Here is a 10861-nt window from a genome sequence, read left to right as displayed (position 1 = left end):
AGCACGCACGCAAACGGGTGCTCAAGCTCTCGCTGCCTCAGAAAAAGCGCCCCTGGATGGACGCGATCTTCCGCCAAATCGAGGCCCGGCCACCACCCTTCGCCTACTCCATTGCATAATCCGGGTTCATGGGACACGGTTCCTAGTTCAGGTTGGTTTTCGTGTCCGCCTTTTCGGCACAAGCTCAATGAAGGGCCGGCGGGTGCCCCAGGCCCGCAAGGGCCGCCGGGGGAGGTGACGAATGCCGCGCTCAGCGCCGCCAGCGCCGGAACCAGCAGCAACAGCAACGGCGTGGCCTTGCTAGGGCTGGCGGTGAGCGATCCGCCGACGCAGGCCGAGGTACAGCAGATTGTGAACAAGCTCGATGAGCTGATCAATGCGCTGCGGAGGTAGGGCGCGTTGTCCCAACGCGCCGCAGCGGCGGCTGGGGACCAGCTGCCCTACCTCGAAGACGTGAGGCAGGCAGGGTGATGGGCAACAGCGGCCAGGTTGGCACGTCGGCTTCAGGGCGCGAAGCGAAAGGGCCGCTTTGCTTCGCGCTCAAGCTCGTCCCATCACTGCGCCAGGAACTGGTCCAGCGCGGCTTTGGTGATGCGGTACTGCGTGCCGATCTTCTTGCCCTTGAGATCACCGGTCTCGATGCTGGAGATGACGTCGGCCTCGGTCACGCCGAGAGTTTGCGCCACCTGGGCGGGAGTCAGAACATCGGCTGCGGGAGCCGCGGTGGGAAGCGGGGGAGGTGTGGCGGCGGCTGGCTGGTTCGGATTGAAGACGCCCTGCGCCATCATGTTTTGCGCCATGCCAAAGCCCATCGCGATCTCCGCCGCGGCTCCGGCGGGTCCGCCGCCGCCCTTGGCCATGCCTTCGGCCATCTGGAACTTCACATAGTCGTTGAGGTTGCCGACAGCGCTCATGCTGCTGCGCTTGTCGATGGCGGCCTCGACTTCCGGCGGCACGCTGGCGTTTTCGAGCACGAAGCTGCTGATTTCGATGCCGTACTTGCCCTGGGTGATGGGATTGATGATCGGCAGCAACGCATCGCCCAGCTCGGAGTAGCGGGTGGCGAGATCGAGCACGGGAACCTTGGCGGTGGCAAGCGCGTCGGTGAACACGCTTATGATGCGGCTGCGCATGGTGTCGGCGAACTCATCAAGACGGAAATGATGATCGGAACCGGCGACTTCTTTCAAGAACAACTTCGGGTCGCTGATTTTGAAATCGAAGGTGCCGAAAGCGCGCACACGCACGATGCCGAAATCCTGGTCGCGCAGCATGATGGGGTTGCTGGTGCCCCATTTGTTGCCGGTGAAGAGGCGGGTGGTGACATAATAAACGTCCGCCTTGAAGGGGGACTCGAAGCCGTACTTCCAGCCTTTGAGCGTGGAGAGGATGGGGATGTTGTCCGTGGTCAGCGTGTGCTTGCCGGGACCAAAAGTGTCGCCGAACTGGCCGAGATAGACAAACTGCGCCACCTGCGACTCGCGCACGATGAGCTGGGCTCCGCGCTTGATTTCCTTGTCCTCGTCTGGAAAGCGCCAGGAGAGCGTGTCGCGCGAATCGTCCGTCCACTGGATGATTTCCAGAAACTGTCCCTTGAGGTAATCCATGAGGCCCATAGTCGTGAGTGCGTTGAGTGGTTTGAGAGGTTGTTTTTTTCGATGCGGGCGGAGTGTAGAGAAAGCCTTTCTCTTTGGCGAGTGCAATTCTCGAAGCGGCTTTGTAAAACATTTCACCGTCACACGGGCTGCATTGGCGTTTGATTCCTCCTTGTGCTGGCTAACATCAAAGAGCCATGTCACTCGCCGACCAACTCCAAGCCGCCGCATCTTCCGGCGATCTCCTCGCCGCCAGCCACGACAACATCCGCGCCCTGCTCGCCGCCAGCGACAATCCGCTCTACCGCGCCAGCATTGAGGAACTCGCCACCGCAGGCCAGTGGGCGGAATTGAACGACCGCTTCTTCCAGGCGCTGAAATTTGGCACCGGTGGCCTGCGTGGTCGCACGATTGGCAAGGTGGTCACAAAATCCGAGCGCGGTGGCGCGGCTGAGGACCAGCGGCCGGAGCATCCCTGCGTGGGCACGAACGCGATGAACTTTTACAACGTGAGCCGCGCCACCCGCGGACTCGTGACCTACATCAAAAATTACCGGGAGAATGCGAAGCTCAGTGGCAAGCCGAGCATCGTGTTTTCGCATGACACGCGCCACTTCTCGGCCGAATTTGCGAAGTTCTGCGCGAAGATCGCCACGGATCATGGCGCGAACGTGTATCTCTTCGACGGCTGCCGCGCCACGCCCGAAATGTCCTTCGCTGTGCGCCAGCTCCGTGCGGACGCGGGCGTGATGCTCACCGCCTCGCACAACCCGGCGCATGACAACGGCTACAAAGTCAATTTCAACGACGGCGCGGGCATCGTGGAGCCGCACGCCACCGGCATCATCAAGGAAGTGAACGCCATCAAGGGCGAGGAATACGTTGCCCTGCCCGAGGCGCAGCGCGGCAAGCTCACCATGCTTGGCAACGACATGGATCAGAAGTATCTCGCCCGTGTCGAAACGATGATGCTGCAGCCCGAACTGCTGCAAAAGGAAGAGGCGAAGAAGCTCAAGATCGTCTTCACCGCGCTGCATGGCGCGGGCGGCGTGCTGGTGCCCGTGCTGCTGAAAAAACTCGGCTTCAACTTCCTCACCGTGCCTGAGCAGGATGTGCAGGATGGCCGTTTCCCCACCGTGAAGTCGCCGAATCCGGAAAACGCGCCCGCTTTGAAGATGGCGGTCGATCTCGCCAACAAAGAAGGCGCGGACATCGTCATCGGCACGGATCCTGACTGCGACCGCATGGGCGTGGGCGTGCGTGATGCCAAGGGCGAGATGGTGCTGCTCACTGGCAACCAAGTCGGCTCGTTGATGGGCTGGTATCGCCTCAAGACGATGCTTGATCTCGGCATCCTGAACGACGCGAACAAGAAAAACGCCGTCTTCCTCAAAACCTATGTCACCAGCCCGCTGCAAGACGCCATCGCCGCAAAATTTGGCATCGGCTGCGTAAACACGCTCACCGGTTTCAAATGGATCAGCGCCAAGCTTTCCAAATACGAGGCCGCGCTGCCCAACGACATCCTGAACCGCTACCGCGACCTCAACGCCGCTGACAGCCGCGCCGCACGTCTCAAGCACAGCAAGTTCCTCGTCTTCGGTGGTGAGGAAAGCTACGGCTACATGGGTGATGACTTCAGCCGCGACAAAGACGGCAACGGCGCGGTGGTCATGTTCGCCGAACTCGCCGCCTACGCCGCCAGCCGTGGCCTCACGGTCGTCGGGCTGCTGGATGAAGTGTATGCGGAGATCGGTTACTTCCTCGAAGTGAACCAGAGCAAGGTCTTCGAAGGAGCCAGCGGTGCCGCGCAGATCACCAAACTCGCCGACAGTTACGGCTCCAACCCGCCGAAAGAGGTTGATGGCTCCGCCGTCATCAACGTGCGTGATTTCCGCAAGGACGAGATCAAGGACGAGGAAGGCGACATCGTCTCGAAGGAAAAAATGCTCTTCGTCGATCTCGCCGACGGTCGCAGCTTCGCTGTGCGCCCTTCCGGCACCGAGCCGAAGATCAAATACTACATGTTCGGCCGCAGCGTCCCCGCCGCAGGCCAGAAACTCAGCGCGGATGAACTCGCCGCCGCGAAGGCGAAAGTCAGCGCGGGATTGGACAGCCTGTGGACCTGGCTGGAGAAGGACATCGACGCGCGTCTGGCGTGATTAACGGCTGGCCTTGCCAATACAATCCACCACGGCATCGACAATGCGGCTGAACAAAGTTCAGCCGCATTCGTCTATCTGCCCGCAACGATCTCCGGCCTGGATGGCGGAAAATGCCGCTTGAAGAAGCCAGAAATTTAAGAACTATTAAGCATTATGAAAAATCGAACCACTCGTGCGGGGTTGTACATCAGCCCTCGGCTGAGTTTTTGCACCGCGCTTGCCATCGCCTCGACCGCCATGGCTCAAAACCAGCAGCGCTATTATCCGCAACAGCCGAATGGCTACGCGCAGCCGCAATACAGCCAGCCGCCGCCGAATTATCAGCAGCCAGCTCCCGGTTATGGCGCTCCCGCTTACGGCTACCCACAGCAGCCGCAGAAGCAGTATGAGAATCCCATCGAGTTCCTGCCCAAATTCGGCAAGCGCATGAGCGAGGTCGTGCGCCGCATATTCTACGGACAGAATCCGACGGGTTGGGACAATCCTCCGCCTGCTTATGGCCCAAACGGCGGTTACAGCCTCGAATCCGCGCCACGCCAGCAAGCCGCCCCAAGCTATCCGCAGCAGCCTCAGCCTGGCTATCAGACGCAGCCCGGCTACCAGTATCCGCAACAACAAAGCCAGGCCCAGCCTCGCTACAGCTACCCGCCGCAGTCCACCCAGCCAACGGCACGTTCGCAACTGCCAGCGCCACAGCTTAAAACCCCGGTCCCGGCTCCCACCACGCGCACCTATTCACCACCGAAGGTGAGCCAGACACCGCCGAAGACCACCCCCAAATCTACGAGCAAGCCGCAAACTCTTCCCCCGGCTCCCAAGCCGCCTGAACCAGCGCCGCCTCCTGTGACCACGCGACGCTCAGAAACCACGCCGCGTGAGCAGTTCCCTGACACCACCGCTACCAACAGCAGTTCCTTCCTGAAAGGCCGCAAAACCGCCAAGCCCGGACGCGTCATCAGCCCCTACCCGCCTTACAAGGAACTGGACATCACCGGTCTGGAAAGCGGCTCCCTGGCGCTCGATCCGACCACACAGAAGGTCTTCGAGGTGCCTTGAATCACACGACCAGTCAACTCTGCCCACCAAAGCCCCGGCTCTCGCCGGGGCTTTGTATTTCATGCCAGTAGCAGCTCTTTTTCAGAATTTGAAAAGAAATCCGCCGCTGGCCTGATGTTTGCTTGATTAAGGTTCAAGGCCGCGCTTCGCTGCCTTACAACCATTCATGGCCGACCAGGGACTCCACCAGATTCAGACGCAGAAGCTCGCCATCGGGCCGCAGATGCAGCAAAGCCTGCAAATCCTGCAGGCCCCGACTTTGGAACTGCGCCAGATCATTCAGCAGGAGGTGGAGATCAACCCCGTCCTGGAGCTGGAGCCGCCAGAAAATTCGATCGAAGACGCCATTCCCAACGATCCTGACGATCGCAGCGTGGATGACACCGAAATCGACGCCCTCACGCGGATGGACGATGAATGGCGAGAGTACTGGCAGCAAAGCCGCCAGCAGACGGCCACACGTCGCAGTGATGACCAAGAGCGCTGGCAGTTCCTCATGGACTCCATCGTGGCACCCACCACGCTGCAGGAGCATCTGCTCTCCCAGCTCCACACTTCCGATGCCAAGGCCACGCTGGCTCCGCACATCGAGTTTCTCATCGGCAATCTCGACGACCGTGGCTTCCTCAATACCAAGATCGACGACCTCAGCCTTCAGCACGCCATTCCCATCGACCAATTGAGCTCGGCGAAACGGATGCTCCAGAGCTTTGATCCCGTCGGTGTCGGTTCCGAGGATTTGCGCGAGTGCCTGCTCGTCCAGCTTGAGCGTCTGGGAAAAAAACAAAGCCTCGCCTGGCGGTTGGTCGATCAATACATCGACGACCTCGCCAACAAGCGTTACCCCATCCTTGCGCGCAAACTTGGTGTGCCGCTGGAGCAGATCTCCCGCGCCGCAGACTTCATCAGCACGCTCGATCCGCGGCCCGCGCAGCGATTTGCAATCTCCAGCAACAACTACGTCACACCCGATGTCGTTGTCGAGCGCCAGGGCGGTGAATGGGTGGCTGTCATGACCAATGACGACCTGCCGCACCTGCGCATCAGCAACACCTACAAGGATCTTCTCGCCCAGCCCGGCAACAACGGTGAGGTACGCAATTATGTGCGAGACAAGATCCGCAGCGGCAAATTCCTCATCCGCTCCATCCACCAGCGCCAGCAGACGATCCACCGCATCGCCACGCAGATCCTCAAGTATCAGCGTGAGTTCTTGGAGAAGGGCACCAGCTTCCTGCGCCCGCTGAACATGGCCACCGTGGCCGACGAGGTTGGCGTTCACGAGACCACCGTCAGCCGCGCCATCGCTGGAAAGTACATCGCCACACCGCACGGCGTGTTCGACATGAAGTTCTTCTTCTCCCACGGTGTGAAGACCGAATCGGGAGACGATTTGAGCAACACCAGCGTCAAAAACGCCATCGCCGACCTCATCAAGACCGAGGGCAAGCACAAGCCGCTCAGCGACGACAAGCTCGCCAAGCTGCTCGACAAGCAGGGCATCAAGGTCGCGCGTCGCACCGTCGCGAAGTACCGCGAGGCGCTCGGCATCCTGCCCAGCCACCTGCGCAAATCGTTCTCCTAAACGAGATCAAAGACTCTCCTCGCGATACGCCGCCGGCGAAGTGCTTCGATACTGACGCAGCATGCGGCTGAAGTAGTGGCGGTTCACCAGACCACACTGCTCCGCGATGGCCTCAATGCTTTCCTCCGTGTGACGCAGCAGACGGCACGCTTCATCGAGGCGATAATCCAACAGCACGCGCATGGGCGGCTGCTGCAGCTCTTGTTGAAACAGATGATTCAGATTTCGCACACTCAGCCCGGCATGCCGGGCGATCTGTTCGGCGCTGAGCTTCAGCCCCAGATGCTGGTGCATGAAATCCATCGCCTTCTGCACCCGTGCGTCGAGCCGTTGCTTTTCCCAGACACTCTCGGGCAGGCATTGCACCGCCTCGGTGACGAGTTGGATCGCGCTCCACGGAAAGCGCACCTCCTCCTGCCGTTTGCCCAGACGAACCAGACTCTTGAGCAGGCTGCGCATGTGCGCGGTGGTGGAAAAACGGTGAATGCCCGGCGCGGCACGATCCGCCGCCGGTCCCAGGTTGAAATGCGCGTACCACTTGGTAAAAGGACGGCTGGTGGTGGTGCTGAACGTTGTATGTGGCGGGATCAGATACACATGACCCGTTTTCAAAAGCGTCCTAGTTCCATCGATTTCCACGATGCCTCCCTCGTTCATCGGCCAGTAGAGCCGCCAGTAAGGATCGTTCAGCCGCCGCAGTTCCCACTGCTGCAGTTCGATTTTGCGCGTGGTCAGGATGTCCACCATGACGCCCGGCAGCGCCACGGAGCGGTTGCCATGCACCCGATGCGCGGAACCGGACGGAACAAGGCTGAGGATCGAGGTCTCGGGTTTCATGGTCATTGCAAAATCAGACACAACTCTGGCCGAAGCAGGCATGGATGGCAAGACGCGGCTGATTATGGGTCAAAACTCAATTCCAACCCACCCACGATCATGGCCGACATCCAAACCAGCGCAGCAGACAAGAAGGAAAAGGAATTCTTCACCCACATCCCCCAGGAAGCCCCAGGCTTCTTCCTCAAGGGCTGCCACCAATACGACTGGGGCCTCAAAAACCGCCTCAGCAAGGTCTTTAACCCGAAAGACGGCCGCACTGTCATGCTCGCCTTTGACCACGGCTACTTCCAAGGCCCGACCACCGGCCTGGAGCGCGTCGATCAGACGATCCTGCCCCTCGCGCCGTATGCCGACTGCCTCATGCTCACCCGCGGCATCCAGCGTTCCGTGATTCCAGCCTCCACCACCAAAGCCATCGCGCTGCGTGCCTCCGGTGGCACCTCGATGATCAGCCCGATGGAAGAATGGGAAGGCGAAATCGACGGCAAGAAGGCCAAATTCGGCCGCCCCGGCTTTGAACCCCTCTCCAACGAGTCCACTGCACTCAACATCGAGGAAGCCATCCGCCTCAACGCCGCCGTGCTTGCCGTGCAGGTCTTCATCGGCAGCGCTTACGAGCGTCAGTCTTTGAAGAACCTCACCGATCTCGTCGATGCGGCCAGCCGCTACGGCATCGCCGTCATGGGCGTGACCGCCGTGGGTCGTGCGATGGCCCGCACGCCGCAGTATTTCCGTTTGGCGACTCGCATCATGGCCGAACTCGGCGCGAACGTGGTGAAGTGCTACTACACCGACACGGAGTTCGACACGGTGACGAGCTGCTGCCCGGTGCCGATCGTGATCGCCGGAGGCAAGAAGCTGCCAGAACTCGACGCCCTTCAGATGTGCGCCAACGCCATCGCGCAAGGAGCCAGCGGCGTCGATATGGGCCGCAACATCTTCCAGTCTGACGCCCCCATCGCCATGATGCAGGCCGTCCAAGGCGTGGTCCACGGCGGCCTGACCGCCGAGCAGGGCTTCGCGAAATACAACGACCTGAAGGCTTCCGGCGTGAAGTAAATCATCCAATCCAAGGAGGGGGGATCATCCTGATCCCCCTTTATCCATCTCTCCTGCCAACCGCCATGGAACTCTCTCCCAACCAAGTCCGCCTCATGATGCTGCGAGTCGCCGACGCCATCATCGAAGCCGAACCCATGCTCTCCCAAGCCGACCGCGATCTCGGTGACGGCGACCACGGCCTCGGCATGAAACGCGGCATGGAGGCCGTGAAAGCCCAGCTTGAGCCGATGGAGCCTTCCAGCATCGAGCAGGCCTTCGTCACCACCGGCACGGCCATGATGACGAGCATGGGCGGCGCCTCAGGAGCCCTCTTTGGCACCGTTTTCCGCGCCGGAGGCAAAGCCCTCGCGGGACGCGCAGCCTTCGACGCCGAGGGTATCGCCCTTCTTCTCGAAGCCGCGCTCGAAGGCGTCATGAAACGCGGTGGTGCCAAGCCCGGCGACAAAACAATGATCGACGCCGTGGCCCCCGCTGCAGCGAAAGCTCGCGAATCCGTCACGCTGCCGCTTCCGGCCGCATTGACCGCCGTCGCAGCCGCCGCTGAAGCAGGGAAAGAAGCCAGCAAGGCCATGATTGCCCAGTTTGGCCGCGCCAAAACGCTCGGCGAAGCCTGCCTCGGCTTCCCAGACGCTGGAGCCTGCTCCGTGGTCATCATGCTGAACACCATGCGCGACTTCGCGAACGTTTAGCTCGTGAGCGGAGCGCTTGACACTTGAACGCCGCATGCGAATGCGCCGGGCATGTTTTTTGACACCCACACGCACCTCGGCAGCCGGCAGTTCGACAACGATCTGCCTGCCGTGCTGGAACGCGCCCGCGCCGCAGGCATCACGCGCATGGTCGCACCGGCCACGGACCTCGAAAACGCCCGCAAGCTGCTCGCCCTCGCCGAACACGAGCCGGATGTGCGCGTCGCGGCCGGCATTCATCCCTGCGATGCCAATTCAGTGAGTGGAGTAAGCTGGATCGACGAACTGCGTGATCTCGCGAGGCATCCAAAGGTCTGCGCCATCGGCGAGATCGGCCTTGATTACTTCCATGCGCCGCCGGAGGGCTTTACGCTCGATGATTGGAAAACGCATCAGGCCAAAGTGCTCACCGCGCAGCTTGAACTCGCGGTTGAATTGAAGCTGAACGTCATTCTGCACAATCGCGAAAGTTGGGACGATCTAACCGCGCTCGTGCTACCATTCAGCGACCGACTGCGCGGCGTGTTTCACTGCTTCACCGGCACGATGGAGCAGGCGTTGCCGCTGCTGAAGCTCGGCCATCTGATTTCCTTCACCGGCATCGTCAGTTTCAAGAATGCCGGGGTCATCGCCGAAACAGCTCGTTTGGTGCCAGCGGAAGGCTACATGATCGAAACCGACGCGCCCTACCTCGCGCCCGTGCCGCATCGCGGCAAACGCTGCGAGCCAGCCTATGTCGCGGACACGGCGCGTGCCATCGCCACACTGCGCGGAGAAACGGTGGAGCAGGTGGCGACGGACACGACACGCAACGCGCTCGCATTCTTCCGTGGCTGGGATTGATCTCCGCCGAAAGCATTTCAGACTCACCCACGTTCTCTGCCACCACCATGAAATTGACCGCCCTCCTCGCCTCTTCCATATTCGCAGCCTCGCTGGCCTGCGCTGCTGAGTTCACCGTCGAAAAAACCGCCACCGGAGGAGCTGTCGTGAAGGTCGATGGCCAGGTCTTTGCCGAATACGTCGTCGATCAGGCCAACAAGCCCTACCTCTGGCCGATTTATGGCCCCACAGGCAAATCCATGACACGCTCGTATCCGATGAAAAACGTGGAAGGCGAGAAACAAGACCATCCGCATCATCGCGGCCTGAATTTCGGCCATGAAAGCATCGGTGGTTACGACACCTGGGCAGAAGCGGCGAGCTTTGGCAAGAATCCCAAAACAAGTGAGCGTCTGAAACACCTCGGTGCCATCAAACACCGTGAGTTCAAGGAACTGACCGGTGGCAAGAGCGGTGTGATCTATGCCTTGTCCGATTACGTCGATCCAGAAGGCAAGGTCATCATCACCGAAGAGCGCTCTCTGACCTTCCATGCGGATGGTGAAACCCGCACGATCGACGTGGACATCGATCTGATCGCCTCCCAAGGCACGGTGACGGTGGATGATAAAAAAGACGCCGGCCTGAGCATCCGCGTGCCGCACAGCATGTCGGTCGATGCCAAGCAAGGCGGCAAGATCATCAACAGCGAAGGCCACCAGGATGCCGATAGCTGGGGCAAACGCGCCAAGTGGTGTGATTTCCACGGTCCGGTCGAAGGCGAGCACCTTGGCATCGCCATGTTGAATCATCCCAGCAGCTTCCGTCACCCCACCCCATGGCATGCCCGCACCTACGGCCTGTTCACCGCCAATCCCTTCGGTCTCTCCCAGCTCAAGCTCCAAACTGAAAGCGGCGCGCTGGAATTGAAGGAAGGCGAGCGCATCAAACTCCGCCACCGCTTCATCTTCCATAAAGGCGACGAAAAAGCCGGGAAGATCGCCGAGGCCTATGAAGCCTACGCGAAAGAGACACGCTAAGGCCTCC

Annotated in this window: 10 protein-coding genes; 8 read left to right on the top strand and 2 right to left on the bottom strand. The window is 60.6% G+C overall.

From position 1 onward, the window contains the following. Positions 1-234: 234 nt before the first annotated feature. Positions 235-393: a hypothetical protein gene (locus ACILSI_RS21310; protein WP_395723938.1), complete on the top strand. Its 159-nt coding sequence runs from the start codon at positions 235-237 to the stop codon at positions 391-393. Between the two features lie 161 nt (positions 394-554). On the opposite strand, the gene ACILSI_RS21305 is transcribed toward ACILSI_RS21310, so the two are convergent. After that, positions 555-1616, bottom strand: coding sequence for an SPFH domain-containing protein (locus ACILSI_RS21305; RefSeq protein ID WP_395723937.1), 1062 nt, complete (start codon positions 1614-1616; stop codon positions 555-557). 176 nt (positions 1617-1792) lie between these two features. Here ACILSI_RS21305 and ACILSI_RS21300 point away from each other — a divergent pair, with 176 nt between their 5' ends. The 3 genes from ACILSI_RS21300 to rpoN all read left to right on the top strand — a co-directional run bounded on the left by ACILSI_RS21300 (position 1793) and on the right by rpoN (position 6401). Beyond that, positions 1793-3757 carry a phospho-sugar mutase gene (locus tag ACILSI_RS21300; RefSeq protein WP_395723936.1) on the top strand — a complete coding sequence of 655 codons (1965 nt, stop codon included), beginning with the start codon at positions 1793-1795 and terminating at the stop codon, positions 3755-3757. 156 nt (positions 3758-3913) lie between these two features. Then, on the top strand, positions 3914-4816 hold the full coding sequence (locus tag ACILSI_RS21295) for a hypothetical protein (protein ID WP_395723935.1): 903 nt from the start codon (positions 3914-3916) through the stop codon (positions 4814-4816). Between the two features lie 166 nt (positions 4817-4982). Further along, complete coding sequence (gene rpoN, locus ACILSI_RS21290) at positions 4983-6401, top strand: RNA polymerase factor sigma-54 (protein WP_395723934.1); 1419 nt, start codon at positions 4983-4985, stop codon at positions 6399-6401. Between the two features lie 6 nt (positions 6402-6407). On the opposite strand, the gene ACILSI_RS21285 is transcribed toward rpoN, so the two are convergent. Further along, complete coding sequence (locus ACILSI_RS21285) at positions 6408-7238, bottom strand: helix-turn-helix domain-containing protein (protein ID WP_395723933.1); 831 nt, start codon at positions 7236-7238, stop codon at positions 6408-6410. A 99-nt stretch (positions 7239-7337) separates the two neighbouring features. On the opposite strand from ACILSI_RS21285, the gene ACILSI_RS21280 reads away from it, so the two are divergent. The 4 genes from ACILSI_RS21280 to ACILSI_RS21265 all read left to right on the top strand — a co-directional run bounded on the left by ACILSI_RS21280 (position 7338) and on the right by ACILSI_RS21265 (position 10854). Then, positions 7338-8300: a 3-hydroxy-5-phosphonooxypentane-2,4-dione thiolase gene (locus ACILSI_RS21280; RefSeq protein ID WP_395723932.1), complete on the top strand. Its 963-nt coding sequence runs from the start codon at positions 7338-7340 to the stop codon at positions 8298-8300. Positions 8301-8365: 65 nt separating this feature from the next. Further along, entirely contained in the window at positions 8366-8992 is a 627-nt protein-coding gene (gene dhaL / locus ACILSI_RS21275; protein ID WP_395723931.1) for a dihydroxyacetone kinase subunit DhaL, read from the top strand. 51 nt (positions 8993-9043) lie between these two features. Next, positions 9044-9835 carry a TatD family hydrolase gene (locus ACILSI_RS21270; protein WP_395723930.1) on the top strand — a complete coding sequence of 264 codons (792 nt, stop codon included), beginning with the start codon at positions 9044-9046 and terminating at the stop codon, positions 9833-9835. 47 nt (positions 9836-9882) lie between these two features. Then, positions 9883-10854 (top strand): PmoA family protein, encoded by a 972-nt coding sequence (locus tag ACILSI_RS21265; protein WP_395723929.1) that lies wholly within the window; start codon positions 9883-9885, stop codon positions 10852-10854. Positions 10855-10861 lie beyond the last annotated feature (7 nt).

Source organism: Prosthecobacter sp. (assembly GCF_044232965.1).
GTDB lineage: Bacteria > Verrucomicrobiota > Verrucomicrobiia > Verrucomicrobiales > Verrucomicrobiaceae > Prosthecobacter.
Note: the sequence above shows the minus strand (reverse complement) of the source record. Positions and strands in the feature narration are given on the sequence as shown.

Coding starts and splice junctions, on each gene's coding strand:
- ACILSI_RS21305 (WP_395723937.1), bottom strand. CDS start 1,616: ATGGGCCTCATGGATTACCTCAAGGGACAGTTTCTGGAAATCATCCAG.
- ACILSI_RS21300 (WP_395723936.1), top strand. CDS start 1,793: ATGTCACTCGCCGACCAACTCCAAGCCGCCGCATCTTCCGGCGATCTC.
- ACILSI_RS21295 (WP_395723935.1), top strand. CDS start 3,914: ATGAAAAATCGAACCACTCGTGCGGGGTTGTACATCAGCCCTCGGCTG.
- rpoN (WP_395723934.1), top strand. CDS start 4,983: ATGGCCGACCAGGGACTCCACCAGATTCAGACGCAGAAGCTCGCCATC.
- ACILSI_RS21285 (WP_395723933.1), bottom strand. CDS start 7,238: ATGAAACCCGAGACCTCGATCCTCAGCCTTGTTCCGTCCGGTTCCGCG.
- ACILSI_RS21280 (WP_395723932.1), top strand. CDS start 7,338: ATGGCCGACATCCAAACCAGCGCAGCAGACAAGAAGGAAAAGGAATTC.
- dhaL (WP_395723931.1), top strand. CDS start 8,366: ATGGAACTCTCTCCCAACCAAGTCCGCCTCATGATGCTGCGAGTCGCC.
- ACILSI_RS21270 (WP_395723930.1), top strand. CDS start 9,044: ATGTTTTTTGACACCCACACGCACCTCGGCAGCCGGCAGTTCGACAAC.
- ACILSI_RS21265 (WP_395723929.1), top strand. CDS start 9,883: ATGAAATTGACCGCCCTCCTCGCCTCTTCCATATTCGCAGCCTCGCTG.